The organism is Corallincola spongiicola (genome assembly GCF_004284785.1).
Lineage (GTDB): Bacteria > Pseudomonadota > Gammaproteobacteria > Enterobacterales > Neiellaceae > Corallincola > Corallincola holothuriorum.
In genome coordinates, this window is sequence record NZ_SHLY01000004.1 from 135,578 (window position 1) to 152,811 (window position 17,234).

The 17,234-nt window shown below is 49.6% G+C and carries 19 protein-coding genes; 8 read left to right on the plus strand and 11 right to left on the minus strand.

The window, feature by feature from the left end; all coding sequences use genetic code 11:
- Position 1: 1 nt before the first annotated feature.
- Genes djlA through EXY25_RS12750 form a run of 3 tightly spaced genes read right to left on the minus strand, consistent with a single transcriptional unit; the run spans position 2 to position 2,450 of the window.
- The gene (djlA, locus tag EXY25_RS12740; protein ID WP_233496470.1) at positions 2 to 841 is read right to left on the minus strand and encodes a co-chaperone DjlA; all 840 of its coding nucleotides are present in this window, start codon (positions 839 to 841) and stop codon (positions 2 to 4) included.
- On the minus strand, positions 838 to 1,527 hold the full coding sequence (gene murU / locus EXY25_RS12745; protein ID WP_130567069.1) for an N-acetylmuramate alpha-1-phosphate uridylyltransferase MurU: 690 nt from the start codon (positions 1,525 to 1,527) through the stop codon (positions 838 to 840). The genes djlA and murU overlap by 4 nt, the downstream gene beginning before the upstream one ends.
- On the minus strand, positions 1,524 to 2,450 hold the full coding sequence (locus EXY25_RS12750) for an aminoglycoside phosphotransferase family protein (protein WP_246019554.1): 927 nt from the start codon (positions 2,448 to 2,450) through the stop codon (positions 1,524 to 1,526). Before EXY25_RS12750 ends, murU begins: the two co-directional genes overlap by 4 nt.
- A 217-nt stretch (positions 2,451 to 2,667) precedes the next feature.
- Here EXY25_RS12750 and EXY25_RS12755 point away from each other — a divergent pair, with 217 nt between their 5' ends.
- From EXY25_RS12755 to EXY25_RS12780, 6 genes are all read left to right on the plus strand, one after another.
- Complete coding sequence (locus EXY25_RS12755; protein WP_130567071.1) at positions 2,668 to 4,956, plus strand: LPS-assembly protein LptD; 2,289 nt, start codon at positions 2,668 to 2,670, stop codon at positions 4,954 to 4,956.
- A gap of 83 nt (positions 4,957 to 5,039) precedes the next feature.
- A complete protein-coding gene (gene surA / locus EXY25_RS12760) occupies positions 5,040 to 6,347 on the plus strand; it encodes a peptidylprolyl isomerase SurA (RefSeq protein ID WP_130567072.1) in 1,308 nt (435 codons plus the stop codon).
- 3 nt (positions 6,348 to 6,350) lie between these two features.
- On the plus strand, positions 6,351 to 7,364 hold the full coding sequence (gene pdxA, locus EXY25_RS12765) for a 4-hydroxythreonine-4-phosphate dehydrogenase PdxA (protein ID WP_130567073.1): 1,014 nt from the start codon (positions 6,351 to 6,353) through the stop codon (positions 7,362 to 7,364).
- Entirely contained in the window at positions 7,351 to 8,169 is an 819-nt protein-coding gene (gene rsmA, locus EXY25_RS12770; RefSeq protein ID WP_130567074.1) for a 16S rRNA (adenine(1518)-N(6)/adenine(1519)-N(6))-dimethyltransferase RsmA, read from the plus strand. The genes pdxA and rsmA overlap by 14 nt, the downstream gene beginning before the upstream one ends.
- On the plus strand, positions 8,166 to 8,540 hold the full coding sequence (gene apaG, locus EXY25_RS12775) for a Co2+/Mg2+ efflux protein ApaG (protein ID WP_130567075.1): 375 nt from the start codon (positions 8,166 to 8,168) through the stop codon (positions 8,538 to 8,540). The genes rsmA and apaG overlap by 4 nt, the downstream gene beginning before the upstream one ends.
- 2 nt (positions 8,541 to 8,542) lie before the next feature.
- Entirely contained in the window at positions 8,543 to 9,361 is an 819-nt protein-coding gene (locus EXY25_RS12780) for a symmetrical bis(5'-nucleosyl)-tetraphosphatase (protein ID WP_114338232.1), read from the plus strand.
- A gap of 188 nt (positions 9,362 to 9,549) precedes the next feature.
- On the opposite strand, the gene folA is transcribed toward EXY25_RS12780, so the two are convergent.
- From folA to rplU, 6 genes are all read right to left on the minus strand, one after another.
- Positions 9,550 to 10,035 (minus strand): type 3 dihydrofolate reductase, encoded by a 486-nt coding sequence (gene folA, locus EXY25_RS12785; protein WP_130567076.1) that lies wholly within the window; start codon positions 10,033 to 10,035, stop codon positions 9,550 to 9,552.
- Positions 10,036 to 10,059: 24 nt separating this feature from the next.
- Entirely contained in the window at positions 10,060 to 10,527 is a 468-nt protein-coding gene (locus EXY25_RS12790) for a threonine/serine exporter family protein (RefSeq protein WP_114338230.1), read from the minus strand.
- Positions 10,527 to 11,327, minus strand: a complete 801-nt coding sequence (locus EXY25_RS12795) for a threonine/serine exporter family protein (RefSeq protein ID WP_130567077.1) — start codon at positions 11,325 to 11,327, stop codon at positions 10,527 to 10,529. The genes EXY25_RS12790 and EXY25_RS12795 overlap by 1 nt, the downstream gene beginning before the upstream one ends.
- A gap of 29 nt (positions 11,328 to 11,356) precedes the next feature.
- Positions 11,357 to 12,520 carry an Obg family GTPase CgtA gene (cgtA, locus tag EXY25_RS12800; RefSeq protein WP_114338228.1) on the minus strand — a complete coding sequence of 388 codons (1,164 nt, stop codon included), beginning with the start codon at positions 12,518 to 12,520 and terminating at the stop codon, positions 11,357 to 11,359.
- A 132-nt stretch (positions 12,521 to 12,652) separates the two neighbouring features.
- Positions 12,653 to 12,910, minus strand: a complete 258-nt coding sequence (gene rpmA, locus EXY25_RS12805) for a 50S ribosomal protein L27 (RefSeq protein ID WP_114338227.1) — start codon at positions 12,908 to 12,910, stop codon at positions 12,653 to 12,655.
- A 19-nt stretch (positions 12,911 to 12,929) separates the two neighbouring features.
- A complete protein-coding gene (rplU, locus tag EXY25_RS12810) occupies positions 12,930 to 13,241 on the minus strand; it encodes a 50S ribosomal protein L21 (RefSeq protein WP_114338226.1) in 312 nt (103 codons plus the stop codon).
- Positions 13,242 to 13,513: 272 nt separating this feature from the next.
- Between rplU and ispB the strand changes: the two genes are divergently transcribed.
- The gene (gene ispB / locus EXY25_RS12815; RefSeq protein ID WP_130567078.1) at positions 13,514 to 14,485 is read left to right on the plus strand and encodes an octaprenyl diphosphate synthase; all 972 of its coding nucleotides are present in this window, start codon (positions 13,514 to 13,516) and stop codon (positions 14,483 to 14,485) included.
- Positions 14,486 to 14,551: 66 nt separating this feature from the next.
- Here ispB and mdh read toward each other — a convergent pair whose 3' ends face one another.
- Positions 14,552 to 15,481: a malate dehydrogenase gene (gene mdh, locus EXY25_RS12820; protein WP_114338224.1), complete on the minus strand. Its 930-nt coding sequence runs from the start codon at positions 15,479 to 15,481 to the stop codon at positions 14,552 to 14,554.
- A gap of 268 nt (positions 15,482 to 15,749) precedes the next feature.
- Here mdh and argR point away from each other — a divergent pair, with 268 nt between their 5' ends.
- Positions 15,750 to 16,217, plus strand: coding sequence for a transcriptional regulator ArgR (gene argR / locus EXY25_RS12825; RefSeq protein WP_114338223.1), 468 nt, complete (start codon positions 15,750 to 15,752; stop codon positions 16,215 to 16,217).
- A gap of 9 nt (positions 16,218 to 16,226) precedes the next feature.
- Here argR and mnmL read toward each other — a convergent pair whose 3' ends face one another.
- A complete protein-coding gene (mnmL, locus tag EXY25_RS12830; RefSeq protein WP_130567079.1) occupies positions 16,227 to 17,171 on the minus strand; it encodes a tRNA modification radical SAM protein MnmL/YtqA in 945 nt (314 codons plus the stop codon).
- Between the last annotated feature and the right edge of the window lie 63 nt (positions 17,172 to 17,234).

Genomic DNA, 17,234 nt, shown 5'->3' on the forward strand with positions numbered 1-17,234 from the left:
ACTAGCTATGTGACTTACGATGACTGCGGATTAATTCATAAGCCGCCTGTATATCCTGAGTTTTCTGCTTGGCTAAATGCATCACCTCTTCCGGTACGCCCTTAGCCACCAACTTATCAGGGTGGTGCTGCGACATCAGCTTACGATAAGCTTTTTTCACTGCGGTATCATCTGCAGCCTTTGTCACTCCGAGCAAGCGATAAGCTTCTCGCAATGCACCATGGTGTGAGCTTGCCGCATGGGTTTGCTCACTTTTCGACTGATGGCGACGAAATGCCATTTCAGCCTCAATCATGGTCAAAAGCTGAGCCAAAGACTGCGCATCAAAACCTAACTGCAGCGCCACATCCGTTAACAGCGTGCGTTGCGCGGCATCCAATGGCCCCTCAGCAAACGCCACTTGGATCTGCACTTCCAGATACACTTGCAGTACATCATGACGACCAGCACAGGCATGATGGAACTCAGCCAATGTGCGCTTTAAAGGAAATGCAGGATCTTTACCTTCACGAAAAGCAGCCTGTGCTTCATGCCGAGCCTCACTGCCTAACTGCATCTGATTCATCAATGCTGCGGCCGCCTGGATCTGACGTGGCGACACACGGCCTCGCGCCTTAGCGATATGCCCCATCACGCTAAAAAGCGCATAAAAATAAAAGGCTTGGTCTGAAACCTGAGGTTGGCCAAAGATGGCCGAAAAGCCACCAGCACGATCAAATTGGCGAGCGAGAGAGCGGTCAAACATATGCCCAAGCGCGATGCCAAATATCAATCCAGGGAAACGCCCCAGAACAAAGCCTATCGCCGCCCCAAACACCTTACCCCAGATCCGTATTTTCAAAGCGGCGCTCTCCCCATGCTGTCAGCTATCCGATTAAGTTCGGCTAGACGTTCTGGGGTGCCCACATCGGTCCATTGCCCGGCGAAATGTTCACCAGACACACAGCTCTCCATCATCGCCTGACGCAACAAGGGCGCCAAAGGAGACTTACCTGGCAGGCAATGGGCAAATAGGCGGGGGTGATATACACCGATCCCTGAGAAGGTCAGCTTCGGCGCCTTATCAGCAACAACTTTCCCTGTAGGCATCAAGCAAAAATCACCGGAACTGTTATGCGACGGATTGTCCACTAACACCAAATGGGCAGTGTCCTGTTGCAACTCCAACTTCTGTAGGCGCGAAAAATCGTAATCGGTATAGATATCGCCATTAATCACAGCGAACGGCTTATCTCCCAGCAGAGGCAAAGCTTGTATTATACCCCCTGCGGTCTCTAAACCACCGGTGGTTTCCCGGGAATAGCTGATGGCAACGCCATAGGCATCACCAAAACCCAAACGATCCTCGATCTGTCGCCCAAGGTGTGCATGATTGATCACCACTTCAGTAAAACCTGCGGCGGCTAAACGCAACAGATGGTGCTCGATCAACGCCTTCCCGGCAACTTCCAGCAGTGGTTTCGGCACGCGATCTGTTAACGGACGCATCCGTTCTCCACGTCCCGCAGCTAGGATCATCGCCTTCATGACGGTGTTAACTCCGCTAACACTTTAGATTCAACGAAGTTAGCAAATTTAGCCAGTTGCGGGTAGGTCGCGGCGACATCGACAATATAGCTAACGGTACGGGGGATATCAGCAAGATAACCCTCTTTACCATCACGATGGTAAAGTCGCGCAAAGATACCAGCCGCCTTAAGATGACGTTGTATTCCCATCAAATCAAACCAGAGCCGAAACTGCGCTTCATCTATCTCAGGATCTAACAGCTCAGATTCAACCAACAACGCCTGCCACCGTGCTAACAGTTCGTAAACCAAAGCATCAGGCCAACGGATGTAACAATCTCTCAAAAGTGAAACAGCATCGTAAGTAATAGGGCCAATCACCGCATCCTGAAAGTCGATAATCCCCAAACCATCATCACATACCATCAAATTGCGACTGTGGTAGTCACGATGCACGCCACCTTGTGGCTGCATTTGTGCATTTTCAATCAGAAACTCAAATGCCTCGTTGACGAGCTGCGCTTCATCATCAGAAAGCGTTAGTTGTAAGTGCTTGGCGATAAGCCAATCAGTGAACAGCGCCATCTCACGACTTAACATCGCTTCATCGAATGCGGGTAGTTCTCCCGCTTCTGTGGCTGTAACAGAGTAAATCGCAGGTAACTGCTGCAAGGCATGACCATAAAGAAAACCCGCCGATTGCTCCGTTAATTCAGCGAGCAGCAAGGTATCGCCAAAGTCACTCAGTAGCATCATCCCCTGCTCAAGATCCAACGCCTTAATCTCTGGAACTTTGAGCTCTGCAGCCAGGTAAGCTTGAGCAATAGCGACAAAGGGGCGGCAATCCTCATGGGGAGGCGGTGCGTCGACCGCAATATACGGGATGTCATCATGAATCAGACGAAAATAACGACGGAAACTGGCATCACCAGATACCGACATCAATTCCAATTGAGGGTCGTTAAGTTGCTCCCTCGCCCACTTTGTAAGCAAATTTCGACGTAGATCAGTCATTTTGGAAAATAAATAGCAATAAATTGCTAACAAGGTTACCAGAGTCAAAAGCTGTCAAGTATCATATCTTATTAAGCAAACATGTCTTGATCCGGAAACGTGATCGGTTCGATATCCTGTCGGAAGAATAAAAAAGAGTAAACGGATGCGTTTTTTGTTGTTACTCCCCCCGCTACTGCTATCGGCTAACGCCTATGCAGAGCCACAAGCACCACTGCCGTCGGAGCAAGAGTTGGCAGAATTACCAATGTCAAAATGCTATACCACGGCCGCCAAGCCTCCTAGCTCGCGACGAACGCTAAAAAACCTTCCCGTAGAGGTCTCTGCGGGTAAAGCAGCGGGCAGTGATCTCCAAGCTGACTTCCAAGGAAATGTCGAGCTTTCCCACGGCGATCGGCATTTAGTCGCAGATAAGATATCGATCGACCGCGAACAACAACGGGTGAATGCTGAGGGTGGCATTCGCTTTGAAGATGGCTGGTTAGATATCGAAAGCGAAACGCTCAGCGCTGAAATCTCCTCGGGCACAGCTGAGCTAACCGACGCTGATTATCAATTTACCGAACAGTTGGGTCGCGGCAAAGCCGAGCGTATCGCTTTAGAAGATGGTAACAGGGTAGTAATGGAGAACGCCTCATTCACCACCTGCCCGGAAGGCGATAACAGCTGGGATCTGCAAGCTGATGAGATATTGATTAACGGTGATGAAGAGTGGGGCGAGGCGTGGGGAAGCTGGCTGTATGTGAAGGATACGCCGGTAATATACGTACCCTATTTCTCCTTTCCTGTGAGTAGCAAACGTAAGAGCGGCTTTCTCTTCCCTAGCGTCGGTAGCAGCTCTGACAACGGTTTTGAAATGGAAACCCCCTGGTATTGGAATATCGCGCCCAACATGGATGCGACGATAACCCCTAGGTACATGGATAAACGCGGGCCTCAACTCCTGACCGAATATCGATACCTAACAGAAAAGCATTACGGCCAATTCAATCTTGAATATATGAATGAAGATAAGTTACTCATCAATAAGGATGAGCGCTACCTCTTCCATTGGGAACAAGAAACACGCTGGAACAAACATTGGCGCGGCTATTTTGATTACACCACCATCAGTGATGATAACTACCTGAATGACTTAGGCTCGGATGTCGCATCAAGCACTGATAATCGTCTCGAACGGACAGCCAATATTGGCTATTTTGAAAAGAGCTATCAGGTCAACATCCGCCTTTTAGACTATGAAGAACTCGGTGATTCATTCAGTTCGCACCGTATGTTGCCTGCCGTTGAAGCGATCTATCACAAACCTGAGATTTTCCCTTACGTAAATTTTGACTGGTATAGCGAAGCCGTTTACTTCGACCACAGTAAAAACGAGATCCCTACCACCTCACGATTACACCTTGAGCCAACGCTGAGCATCCCTTTTGGTGGGCCGAGCTACAACCTGTTGGCGGAAACCAAGCTGTATCAAACATTTTATGACCAAAACACCAAGGATGCGCCCTTTAACGAGGTACTGGACAGTTCTGTCAGCCGAACGCTCCCCTCTGTGCGCCTGCTAGGCGCGCTGAACTTTGAACGCGACACCAGCCTGTTTGGTGATCAATACCTACAAACCTTAGAGCCCCAGATCCAATACGTATATGTACCCTATGAAAATCAAGATGAAATTGGCATCTACGACACCAACCTATTGCAATACGACTATGACGCACTGTTTCGTGCGCGCCGTTTCATTGGTTTAGATCGAATTGCTGACGCTAATCAGCTCACCGTCGGTGCAACGACGCGCTATATCGACGCCAAGAATCGCGAACGGCTGAGATTCAGTCTGGGACAGATATTTTATCTTTCCGACAGTGATGTGCGCTTAGCCGATGACGAAACCCAAGTCACAGAAAACCACTCCGCCATCGCCAGCGAACTCGATATATTCTTAGACCAAAATTGGTATTTCCATAACGAGTTGCAATTTGATACCAACAACGGCCGTACCATTAAAAATGCTTCGATGATCAATTATCAGCCTGAACCGAACAAAAGATTGCAGCTCAATCACAGATACCTACCAGAGATAACAGAGTCTGATGAGATCAATCAATTAGGCGTATTGGCGACTTGGCCGATCCAACCCAACATTCAGTTGGTTAGCACCTGGTACAAAGACTTAGTGGAAAATCGCACCATTGAAACATACGTCGGCCTGCAATTTGAATCTTGCTGTTATGCTATTCGTGTGGGCTACCACCGCCACCTGAATACCAACTTCCCAGACGATGATGCACCAGCATCGTCACGTGACGCATTTGATAGTGGCGTCTGGATTAATTTTGTTATCAAGGGCTTTGGTGGCGCATCAACGCCTGGATATCAAGAGATGGAAGCCGACAGCATCTTTGGTGACGTCCGCAACGAGTATATCAACAACTAAAGCGGCTTATGATAGACTAATTGGCCCGCCGTCTATGGCGGGTTACCTCTTTTTGCAGCCCATAATTTAATAAAGAAGTCTGTATGAAATTGCTCAGTCTGAAACAGATAGTCCTGCTAATCACATCGTTGTGCTGGCTAGCCCAAGCCAACGCAGAGCCCCAGCTGTTGGATAAAGTGATAGCCATCGTTAACGAAGGCGTCGTCTTACAGAGTGAGATGGACGATATGGTTGCCGATATTAAACAAGGGGCGGCCGCAGCGGGTCAGGAGCTACCTTCCGACCACGCACTAAAAATCCAGGTTCTTGATCGTTTAATCATGACAAGCCTACAACTGCAGCTCGCAGAAAGAATGGGCATGCAGATCGCCGATTCACAGCTGCAACAGACGCTGGAAAATATCGCCAAAGACGATGGTCTAACGCTAACAGAGTTTCGCGCCAAATTAGAAAGCTCGGGTAAAAGCTACGAACAGTTTCGTAACCAAGTTCGGGAAGAACTGATTACTGGTGATGTAAGACGGATCAATGTCCGTCGTCGGATCAACGTCTCACCACAAGAGATCGACAGCCTGGTTCGCCAAATGAACCAAGAGGGTGCTAAGGACGTTGAATACCATGTCGGGCATATTATGATCGGCGTTTCCAACGAAGCTGATTCAAAAGAGATGACCGCTGCGGAAGAGAAAGCAAACAAGGTATTGAAACTGCTTGATGACGGCGCAGATTTTAAACGTACAGCAATCGCCAGTTCTGCTGGTCCAAAAGCCCTTGAAGGGGGAGATTGGGGTTGGATGAATATCAACGAGATGCCGACGCTATTTTCAGAAATAGTCAGTGAAGCTGCAAAAGGTGAAATTATCGGCCCTATTCGTACCAGCCGAGGCTTTCACTTAGTGAAGATTTTCGATATGCGTGGCGTCGAAGTGATTGAAGTCGAAGAGATAAACTCCCGTCATATCCTGATCAAACCTTCTATCATCTTGAGCGACGAAAAAGCGGAAGATATGCTCGACAAATTTGCTAAAGAGTTGCGAGCCGATGACAGTAAATTTGCAGAGCTCGCCAGCAAGTACTCTGATGACCCTGGTTCAGCTGCAAACGGTGGCGAACTTGGATGGAGCGATCCAAACATTTATGTTCCCGCATTTCAACGCGCACTTAGCGAACTGCAACCAGGGCAGATATCCGACGCATTTCGTACCCAACACGGCTGGCACATCGTGCAATTAGTTGACCGTAGGATTAGTGATGCGACAGAGGAAAGAGCAAAAGAAAAAGCATATCAGCTGATCTTTAATCGTAAGTTTATCGAACAACAAGGTATCTGGCTCGGTGAAATTCGCGCCGAGGCCTACATAGAGATTCTTGATGAAGATATTCAAGGGTAATCAATGACTAATAGCCTTACCCATAGAATTGCCATAACCCCAGGTGAACCTGCAGGTATTGGCCCAGACTTAGTGCTGCAGATAGCACAACAGCCATGGACCGCCGAACTCGTCGTGATCGCCGATCCTGAGCTATTGCGTCAACGCGCGAAGCAGCTGGGTTTGCCGATCACCCTAATCGATTACGACGCAAGCACAGAGCCAACGCCGCAGGCAGCAGGCACACTTAACGTGATACCGGTGAAGCTTAATACCACGAGCATCCCAGGACAGCTCGACGAGCAGAATGGTCAATACGTTGTCGAAACGCTACGTATCGCCTGCCATGGCAACATGGATGGTCAATTCGCCGCGATTGTGACCGGCCCCGTGCATAAAGGTGTCATCAACCGCGCAGGCGTTCCATTCAGTGGCCATACGGAATATTTCGCCCAAGAAGCTGGCGTCAACGATGTGGTGATGATGTTGGCAACAGAGGGCTTACGTGTGGCGCTTGTCACCACGCATATTCCCCTCGCCTATGTGTCAAAAGCGATTACCGATGAGCGACTGGAAAATATCATCCGTATTTTGCACCATGACTTGGTAACAAAATTTGCGATTGAAACACCGAAAATATTTGTTTGCGGCCTAAACCCCCATGCGGGTGAAGATGGCCACCTCGGGCGTGAAGAGATAGACGTCATTCAACCGGTGATGGAACGCCTTAACGCAGAAGGGTTGGATCTACGTGGTCCCTTCCCTGCTGATACCGTATTCCAGCCTAAATATCTCGATGAGGCCGATGTTGTTTTGGCCATGTATCACGACCAAGGCTTGCCGGTACTTAAATATAAAGGCTTTGGTAGCTCAGTGAATATCACCCTTGGCTTACCTTTTATTCGTACCTCTGTCGATCACGGCACCGCACTTGAGCTTGCTGCTCAGGGCGACGCAGATCCCGGCAGTATGCTAGTGGCACTCAGTCAAGCAATCGATATGGTCAACAGACAGGCAACACGAAATGGCACACGGTAAAAAGCATTTGGGCCATACGGCTCGTAAACGTTTTGGTCAAAACTTTCTCCATGACGACTACGTTATTGAGCAGATTGTCGCTGCCATTAATCCGCAACCAGGTGAACCCCTAGTAGAGATCGGCCCGGGCCTTGGCGCCCTTACCGAGCCGGTAGTCGATGAAATTGACCACCTGCACGTTGTCGAACTAGACAGAGATCTGGCCGAGCGGCTGCGTCATCATCCATTTATGGCCAGTAAATTGACCATTCATGAAATCGATGCGATGAAATTTGATTTCGCCGCGCTTGCTGCAGAACTCGGCGGACCGCTGCGTATTTTCGGTAATCTACCTTACAATATTTCGACCCCACTGATGTTCCACCTGTTTAATCAGTTCCCCCATGTCAAAGACATGCACTTCATGCTGCAAAAAGAAGTGGTCGAACGTATGGCTGCAGGCCCAGGAACAAAACAATTTGGCCGTTTAACCGTCATGACCCAATATTACTGTCAGGTGATGCCTGTGGTACATGTGCCTCCCGGTGCCTTTCAGCCACCACCCAAGGTTGAATCAGCGGTGGTTAGATTGATCCCTCACTTGACGCCACCACATCCGGTAAAATCGGTGAAGACGTTGAATCGGGTTTGTTTAGAGGCCTTTAACCAGCGCCGCAAAACAATACGCAACTGTTTCAAGCAACTTTTGCCACTGGAAACCTTAGCGCAACTGGGTATCGATAATAATTTGCGCCCGCAGGAGCTCTCCGTGGCTCAGTTTGTCGCTATCGCCAACGCCGTCACCGAACAAGAGGAAACAGCATGAGCCGTCCTTCCGTCAGCATCACCATTGAGCCGGCATTTATGGAAGAACACTCTGCACCAGAAAAACAGCATTACCTGTTTTCCTACACCATCACTATCGAAAACCTAGGTGATGAAGCATTTCAGCTGCTGGAACGCAACTGGATCATCACTGACGGCAACGGTGAGAGTAATGAGGTGCATGGCCCTGGCGTGGTTGGCGAACAACCAGTAATCGAACCAAACGAGTCATATCAGTACACATCAAGTGCCGCCTTTGCCACACCAATTGGCTTTATGGAGGGGCACTACCTGATGCAAACCGCCTCTGGTGCCCAGTTTGATGCGCCGATCCCCCCTTTCCGGCTGGCTCTTCCCTGCTCGGTTAACTAACTATGGCAACCTATCTCACAGGGGATATTCAAGGCTGTTTTGACGAGCTGCAGCAGCTGTTGGCACAAGTTGAGTTTAATCCGACTAATGACCAGCTTTGGCTAACCGGAGATCTAGTTGCCCGAGGGCCAAAGTCGCTAGAAACACTGCGTTTTGTTAAATCTCTGGGAGATTCCGCGGTCACAGTGCTCGGTAATCATGATCTGCACCTGCTTGCCTGTGCCAAAGGATTTGCCAAAGTTAAAGCCAAGGATCTACTCGACGATTTGATGCAAGCCACCGATCGTGACGAACTACTGGATTGGCTCCGGCATCAACCTTTACTGGCAAAACATGAGCAGTATAACTTCGTTATGACCCATGCGGGCATTCCGCCACAGTGGAGCGTCAAACAAGCAAAAAAAGCTGCCAGAGTGATTGAGAATAAACTCAGAAGCGAAGCCTTCCCGACACTGCTCAAACAGATGTATGGTAACGGCCCTAATTTATGGCATAAGGACTTGTCTGAAGTAGAGCACGATCGATTTACCATCAATGCTCTTACCCGAATGCGCTTTGTTGATAAAAACGACCACGCTCTGGATATGGCTCATAAGACTGCAACCGTTGATGACAAACAACTTGTCCCCTGGTTTCAGTGCCGGGCGCAACATGATGATCCGGTGATTTTCTTTGGCCACTGGGCATCACTGGAAGGGGTAACCAACCAAGCAAACGTTATCGCCCTGGATACAGGTTGTGTATGGGGAAATAGCCTCTCTCTCTACTGTTGGGAAACAGAGACACTGATCAGTCAACCCTGCCCTCTGCAAGCAAAGTAGATACACTTCATAGCATTAACACTTACCTACCTCGGTTATCTCATAGAAATGGTACGCAACCGGATAAATAACCTCAGCTAGCAGCACGGATATCGTAAGCCGCGGCTCCTCTTTGTTTCAGCGAGCTCACTGAGTAACCAAGAGCGCTATGCCCCTTGGCTCCTTGTAACAAGCAACTATCGCTAGTATCACTTGCGCACAAGAGTCACGAAACGATAGTGATAGGGATTTTTTTCATCTGGCTGGTGGGCTACGGAGTCGATTTCATGCCAAAGCTCCGGCTGATAGTCCGGAAACCAGGCATCCCCTTGGGTATCAAGCTCGATAAAAGTCAGATAGAGACGCTTGGCACGGGGCAACAGCTGTTGATAGATATTGCCACCACCTATCACCATTAACTCTTCGACAGGTCCTGCAGCAACCAGCGCTTGCTCAACCCCATGAACCACAGTAACGCCGTCGGCTTGCCACTGCGCATCACGGGTGATCACTATGTTTTGACGTCCCGGTAACGGCCGCCCTATCGATTCGAAGGTCTTGCGCCCCATCACCACCGGCTTACCTAACGTAGTGGCTTTAAAGTGCTTTAAATCAGCAGGAAGATGCCAAGGCATCTTATTATCTCTACCTATCACTCGTCCGTTTGCCATGGCGGCAACCAGTGAAATCATCATCGTTAAAATCCTATCTCCGAAGCATTACACCACGGGTTTACTACGTTGCAGGAAAAGCTGTGGCATGGCGAGACCGACACTCAACGCGCCGAGAATAAACAGCGTCTTCAAACCATTGTCGATAACATCCCCCAGCAACCAAGGAGACACAGCACCATCAATATTAAGCTGTACCAGGCCAACCATGGTAGCAAAGGCAAACTTGCCGGGGATCATCGGAATGATCGCCGCGACCGTAAACACTTGTTCTGGCACCAACTTCTTTTTTGCCCAGTGGAAAGCTAAAACACCGACCAAAACAGAGACCAAAAATGATCCCAGCTCCACAGAGATCCCCAAACTGATCAGTAGGGTACGCAAACTATGGGCAATAGCTGCGGCCAAGGCACAGTAAATCAGTGCTTTTTTCGGCACATTGAAGAGCATAGCGAAACCAACGGCGGGAATAGCACTGAAAAAAGCGTCGTCCAGCAGGTTAATCAGCAACTCCATTACAGCCACCCCCAAACACCGGTCAGGTTCATCGCCAGCAAGATCCCGAGGGCAACACTCAGCGTCATCATAGAAGCCCAGGTCCACCGAGCAATACCGACATTCACATGGCCTTTGACCATATCAGAGATCGCATTCATCAACGGGAAGCCTGGCACCAGCAGCAACACACTGGCCGCCATCGCCAACTCAGGCTTATTACCCAAACTAAATGCTGGCCCTAAACTCGCGACGGCAGTCGCAGCAGCAGCGGATAATACCCAGTTCATCAACAGATGATAGCCACGGTGATGTAACTCCTGCCGCACAAACATCGCTACGGCTGAAGCCATAAAGGTAACGCAAAATACCGGCCAGTCACCACCTTGCAAACGGGCAAAGCAGGCGCAGGACAACCCCACCATCACCACCATTAACCAGCGATTATAATGAAACTGCTTGTCGCTCAACTCTCGAAGTTTCTGGCGCACATCACGGGCGTCTTTCAGTCCCTTTTCGACCATCACCACCAAACGGCAGATCTGGCTTACCGTGGTCATATTAATGCCTCGGTCGACAATACGCCGTGTTTTGGTGAGATAGCGGGGTCCGGATACAGACGTGAGTACGATGGCATTGTGAGAGACGGCCAGATCCATCCAGTCACAGCCAAGGGCGGTCCCCAGGCGGTGAGTGAGCGTTTCTACCAGCTGGCTTTCCGCACCATACTGCAGTAATAGCTGCCCGCCCCATAGAGAGAGGCGGGTAGCTTCTTCATGCTGTTCCAGCGAAAGCTGAGGTTTGTTATTCGAGGCAGACATCTAACGACCCTTGCACAACCGATAAACAACTATGGTTTGTAGATGATCTCCATATCATGATCATCGTCATCATCATCCCAATCATCGTCATCATCATCGACAAATTTTTCGATCTGCTCTTTATGATAATGATCCCATTGGAACTCGACCTTCTCCGCTTCTTCCACTTCCGCTAAACGATCTGCAGGTAGCGATTCCAGATATTCCAAGATCTTCCAACAAAGTGGATCCGTGCCCTCTTTGTTGAACGCCGACATGCGATACACATCGCCCTGCCAATCCAGAGCAGCGACTACGCGATCAACCACCTCGTCAGCCTCATCTTCCAGTAGCAAATCGGTCTTATTAAAGACTAACCAGCGCGGCTTGCTCGCCAGCTTGGGGCTGTACTGTGCTAATTCATCGAGGATGGCAACGGCTGTTTCTGCGGGATCAGTGCCATCGACAGGGCAGATATCAACCACATGCAACAATAAGCGGCAACGCTCTAAGTGCTTAAGAAAGCGAATACCCAGACCAGCACCATCTGCAGCGCCTTCGATCAGTCCGGGGATATCAGCAACAACAAAGCTGCGATGGGATTCGGGACGAACCACCCCCAGATTAGGTACCAAAGTGGTAAACGGATAATCCGCCACTTTTGGCTTGGCCGCTGAGACAGAACGGATAAAGGTCGACTTACCGGCATTAGGGAAACCTAACAATCCCACATCGGCCAGCAACATCAGCTCCATCTTCAAGCTTCGCACTTCACCCGGCGTACCCATGGTTTTTTGGCGTGGCGCTCGGTTGGTACTGCTTTTAAAGCGTGCATTACCCAAACCATGATAACCGCCCTTAGCCACCATCAACTTCTGTTCATGTTTCGTCAGATCACCGATCACTTCACCGGTGTCCTGATCAGTGGCCCGGGTACCTACGGGGACTCGCAGCTCTAAATCTTCACCCCGCTTACCGGTACAGTTAGCACTTTGACCATTGGTACCGCGCTCTGCGCGATGAAAACGTTCAAAACGAAAATCGATCAGGGTGTTGTAGTTCTCATCGGCGACTAAATAAACATCACCACCATCACCACCATCACCACCGTCTGGGCCACCCTTAGGTACATACTTTTCACGACGGAAACTGACAATACCGTTGCCGCCATCTCCCGCTTCAACGCGAATGACTGCTTCATCTACAAACTTCATGGACTTATTCTCGGAATATCCAGCGCCGATATTGGAGCTCGGCTGACAAAGGTAACCTTAGCATAACCCTTGGGCAGGCTGCAGAAACAAAAAAGCCTCGCACAAAGCGAGGCCTTTTCACCACATCAATGCTTATTCAGCAACGATGCTAATATACTTACGGCTCTTAGGACCTTTAACTTCGAAAAGCACCTTGCCATTGGCAGTTGCAAACAAAGTGTGGTCTTTACCGATACCAACGTTGTTACCAGCATGGAACTTAGTTCCGCGCTGACGAACGATGATGTTACCGGCTAATACTGATTCACCGCCGAAACGCTTAACACCCAGACGCTTACTTTCTGAATCGCGTCCATTTCGGGTACTACCGCCTGCTTTTTTATGTGCCATCTGACTCTACTCCTGAAACTTAAGCACTGATGCCAGTGATTTTGACTTCAGTGAACCACTGACGGTGGCCCATCTGCTTACGAGAGTGCTTACGACGACGGAACTTAACGATCTTGACCTTAGCGCCACGACCGTGAGTTACGATTTCAGCAGTAATTTTGCTGCCATCAACGTAAGGTGCTCCCACCTTAATATCTTCACCGTTTGCTACCATCAGCACTTTATCGAATTCGATAGTAGCTCCGGTCTCCGCGTCCAGCTTTTCTAAGCGAACGGTTTGCCCCTCGGCTACACGGTGTTGCTTACCGCCACTTTGGAAAACAGCGTACATGGTTATAACTCCGCTGGTATACGCGCCCTAGCATCGACATTTCATTGTTGGTCGGCTGGACACGATTTACTAATCACAATAGGGCGCGCATTCTACTTAAAAGATAACCAACGATCAAGGCTAATTTCAGTTTACTGAGCCATATCTCATTCAAGCCAGATAAGGCGCGACATCAGGCTGTTGTAGTGCAACATTTAGCGCTAGAATCTGGCCTTTCTATAGTCCGTAGCAAAATTGCCGCCAATAAAAATAACAACCCTCTCAGGAGCGACATGAATCTCGAGCAAATTCGGTTACTTGCCGAAGACGATATGCAGCAAGTAAACCATGCAATTATGGAGCAGCTCAGCTCTGACGTGGCGTTGATCAATCAACTTGGCTTTTACATCGTCAATAGTGGCGGCAAGCGGCTACGTCCTTTGCTAACCACCCTTGCCGCACGCGCGGTTGGCTATGATGGCACACAACACCAAACCCTCGCTGCAATCATAGAGTTCATCCATACTGCCACCCTGCTCCACGATGATGTGGTTGACGAATCAACCATGCGCCGTGGCCGCAAGACCGCTAACGCCATGTTCGGCGATCAGGCGAGTGTGCTAGTCGGTGACTTTCTCTATACCCGGGCATTCCAAATGATGGTGACGCTGGACTCAATGCGCGTTATGCAGGTTCTCGCGGATGCCACCAATGTGATCGCAGAAGGTGAAGTGATGCAGTTGATGAACTGCAACGATCCCGATACCGATGAAGCGCGCTACATGGAAGTGATCTACTGCAAAACCGCTAAATTATTTGAAGCCGCGACTCACTTGGCGGCAGAGCTGGCTGGCGAATCTGAGAGCAATAAGCAGGCAATGGCGGACTATGGCCGTTATTTAGGCACTGCGTTCCAACTGATTGATGATCTCCTCGATTACACCGCTGACGCCGATGCCCTAGGTAAAAATCTAGGAGATGACCTAGCAGAAGGTAAACCGACCCTGCCGCTGATCCGCGCCATGCAAGTCGGTACTGAAGCACAACAGAAGATCATTCGTCATGCCATCGAACATGGTGCCGAAGTAGAGCAATTACCGAATATCGTCGCAGCCATTGAATCAACCGATGCCTTTGCTTATACCCGTCTACGAGCCGACGAGGAAGCGATGAAAGCGGTAAAGGCACTGGATTGCCTCGCCGATAGCGAATACAAAAGCGCACTGATCGCGCTGGCACGTATTGCAGTGCAACGGGATCACTAATCTGCTCAACAAACAAGTATTAAAAAAGGCGCCTTCAGGCGCCTTTTTTACTTATTGTCGTCTGGCTTAGCCAGCAAACTCAATGCCTTTCTGGATATCACCTTGCAGCGTATCCATCATGCCTTCCAGCGCCGCTTGTTCAAACGGGCTAACGTCACCATATGGCAATACAGTTTCAATGCCTTCGGCACCCAGTTTAACTGGCTGGGCAAAGAACTTGGTATGTTCACCAGGGCCTTCAACATAAGCACATTCAATCACAGGCTCACCCTGCATCGCTTTCACCAGCGACAGGCAGAAGCGTGCTGCTGCTTGTCCCATAGACAAGGTAGCAGAGCCACCACCAGCTTTGGCTTCAACGACTTCAGTACCAGCGTTCTGAATTCGATCAGTCAAGGCGGCAATCTCTTCGTCTGAGAAATCCAAGCCCAACTGCGACAACAGAGGCAGAATGGTGACACCGCTGTGACCGCCAATAACATTGATGTTCACTTCTTCCGGGTTTAACCCTTTGGCTTCAGCAATAAAAGCTTCGGCGCGAATAACATCCAGCGTTGTTACACCAAACAGTTTCTTCGGATCGTAAACACCAGCTTTCTTTAGTACTTCGGCAGCAATAGCAACCGTAGTATTCACTGGGTTAGTGATAATACCGATGCAAGCCTTAGGGCACTGCTCGGCAATCGCTTCAACCAGGTTCTTAACGATACCGGCATTGAAGTTAAACAGATCGGCGCGATCCATGCCCGGCTTGCGCGGCACACCGGCAGGGATCATCACAATATCTGCACCTTTCAGAGCATCATTGAGGCCATCCTGACCGTAACCTTCAATCGCTACCTGTGTTGGGATATGGCTGAGATCTTTAGCAACACCTGGCGTTACTGGTGCAATATCAAACAACGCTAATTCAGAGCCTGCAGGTAATTGAGTTTTTAATAACAGCGACAGTGCTTGGCCGATTCCACCAGCAGCACCTAATACAGCGACTTTCATGTGGGGTTCCCTTCTTGTGGAGAATCTTAGGAGACATAGCTTTCCAACCCAGTACAGGGCTGCAAAAACATTAATCCAAGGAGGGGATAAATACAATCAATGTCACACAACTCAGATCACGGATTGAACCCGTAACAGATAGTGCGCGACAAGCGTAAACCATTAGTGCCAAAATAATTGCCCAGCTGTGATACGGGCAGCTTGCAGGATATTGCAATTTTATGCAGAATGACTGCATAACTTTTTCAGAAGATAACCTTTCGACGACATGAATTACGGTAAGCAGGAAGACTTGGTCCGCTCGTTCAAGAACCTGTTGAAGGAAGAGTGTTTCGGCTCCCAAGGGGAGATAGTTAAAGCGCTGCAAACGCAAGGCTTTATCAATATCAACCAGTCGAAAGTTTCCCGCATGTTAAGCAAGTTTGGCGCAGTAAGAACACGCAATGCCAAACAAGAGATGGTGTACTGCCTACCTATCGAACTCGGCGTCCCAACCACTTCTAGTCAGCTTAAAAACCTGGTTTTAGATATCGACAACAACGAAGTCGCTATCGTTATCCGTACCAGTCCTGGGGCTGCTCAGCTGATTGCCCGACTATTAGACTCATTAGGCAAAGCGGAAGGGATACTCGGCACCATCGCCGGCGATGACACTATTTTCATTACGCCAACCAACGTGAAAGAGATAAGCAAAACGGTCAGCGCCGTCAAATCTCTGTTCGCTTTTTCCAGCTAACTCAGTGCATTAAATCGACTCAGGCAAGGCAGCACGAAAAGGCGCTGCCGTTGCGCTTCCCTGCCCCCCTTCCGCTGCCAATATTGCTTGAATAGCTTGCGGCCCTAGCCAACGATCCTCACACCAATCAGGTGCCAGTAACGTGGGCGGACGGGCGTGAGCCGACACCCGATGGAAGACCACCTGCGCAGGGGTCGCCTGGATCATCTTCGCTGCTGTTTCTGCATAGCTTTCTAAACTAATAGTTGCCAAGCGGTCAGCACGCCACGCTTTCGCCATCACGCTCCCCTCAACAATGTGCAATGGATGCAGCTTTAGACCATCCACTCCTACCATCAGCACTTTATCCAAGGTCTGCAAAGCATCTTGCTGATCTTCACCTGGCAAACCGACAATAAGATGAGTGCATACTTTTAGTCCATAATGTTTGGCTCGTGCGACAGCATCTTGGTAGGCAGCAAAATCGTGGCCACGATTAATTCGCTTCAGGGTTTGATCATTCGCCGTTTGCAACCCCAGCTCCAGCCAGATCTCTTGACCCTGAGCCTGATACTCCGCCAACATCCCGAGCACACCATCGGGCACACAATCAGGACGGGTACCGACACACAATCCAACAATATCTTTCGCCGCCAGCGCCTGATCATACAGCTTTTGCAGTTGAACCTGCTCACCATAGGTACTGGTGTACGCCTGAAAATACGCCAAATAAGCATCCGCTTTACGCTTTAATTCTTGCTCGCGCAGCTGCAACTGTTGAGAGATAGGTGCTGCACGAGCTGTTTCATCGACAAAAGAAGCTACATTACAGAAAGTACAGCCCCCTCGGCCAAGGGTGCCATCGCGATTGGGGCAGCTAAAATCACCGTGCAGTGACAGCTTGCGGATCTTGCGACCAAACTGCTGCTTCAGATAGTAACCAAAGCTGTGAAAAAGTTGAGGAGTATGCTGCATAGCGGCGCCATTGTAGGCGCCGCCAAGGAAGTTGTACTGTTTAGGATCAAACCTACAGGCTAA

Excerpts from the sequence above, each read along its gene's own strand:
- folA (WP_130567076.1), bottom strand. The coding sequence starts at position 10,035 with ATGATGATTTCACTGGTTGCCGCCATGGCAAACGGACGAGTGATAGGT.
- murU (WP_130567069.1), bottom strand. The coding sequence starts at position 1,527 with ATGAAGGCGATGATCCTAGCTGCGGGACGTGGAGAACGGATGCGTCCG.
- mnmL (WP_130567079.1), bottom strand. The coding sequence starts at position 17,171 with ATGCAGCATACTCCTCAACTTTTTCACAGCTTTGGTTACTATCTGAAG.
- pdxA (WP_130567073.1), top strand. The coding sequence starts at position 6,351 with ATGACTAATAGCCTTACCCATAGAATTGCCATAACCCCAGGTGAACCT.
- surA (WP_130567072.1), top strand. The coding sequence starts at position 5,040 with ATGAAATTGCTCAGTCTGAAACAGATAGTCCTGCTAATCACATCGTTG.
- ispB (WP_130567078.1), top strand. The coding sequence starts at position 13,514 with ATGAATCTCGAGCAAATTCGGTTACTTGCCGAAGACGATATGCAGCAA.
- argR (WP_114338223.1), top strand. The coding sequence starts at position 15,750 with ATGAATTACGGTAAGCAGGAAGACTTGGTCCGCTCGTTCAAGAACCTG.
- EXY25_RS12790 (WP_114338230.1), bottom strand. The coding sequence starts at position 10,527 with ATGGAGTTGCTGATTAACCTGCTGGACGACGCTTTTTTCAGTGCTATT.
- apaG (WP_130567075.1), top strand. The coding sequence starts at position 8,166 with ATGAGCCGTCCTTCCGTCAGCATCACCATTGAGCCGGCATTTATGGAA.
- EXY25_RS12750 (WP_246019554.1), bottom strand. The coding sequence starts at position 2,450 with ATGTCGGTATCTGGTGATGCCAGTTTCCGTCGTTATTTTCGTCTGATT.
- EXY25_RS12755 (WP_130567071.1), top strand. The coding sequence starts at position 2,668 with ATGCGTTTTTTGTTGTTACTCCCCCCGCTACTGCTATCGGCTAACGCC.
- EXY25_RS12780 (WP_114338232.1), top strand. The coding sequence starts at position 8,543 with ATGGCAACCTATCTCACAGGGGATATTCAAGGCTGTTTTGACGAGCTG.
- rplU (WP_114338226.1), bottom strand. The coding sequence starts at position 13,241 with ATGTACGCTGTTTTCCAAAGTGGCGGTAAGCAACACCGTGTAGCCGAG.
- rsmA (WP_130567074.1), top strand. The coding sequence starts at position 7,351 with ATGGCACACGGTAAAAAGCATTTGGGCCATACGGCTCGTAAACGTTTT.
- mdh (WP_114338224.1), bottom strand. The coding sequence starts at position 15,481 with ATGAAAGTCGCTGTATTAGGTGCTGCTGGTGGAATCGGCCAAGCACTG.
- EXY25_RS12795 (WP_130567077.1), bottom strand. The coding sequence starts at position 11,327 with ATGTCTGCCTCGAATAACAAACCTCAGCTTTCGCTGGAACAGCATGAA.
- cgtA (WP_114338228.1), bottom strand. The coding sequence starts at position 12,520 with ATGAAGTTTGTAGATGAAGCAGTCATTCGCGTTGAAGCGGGAGATGGC.
- rpmA (WP_114338227.1), bottom strand. The coding sequence starts at position 12,910 with ATGGCACATAAAAAAGCAGGCGGTAGTACCCGAAATGGACGCGATTCA.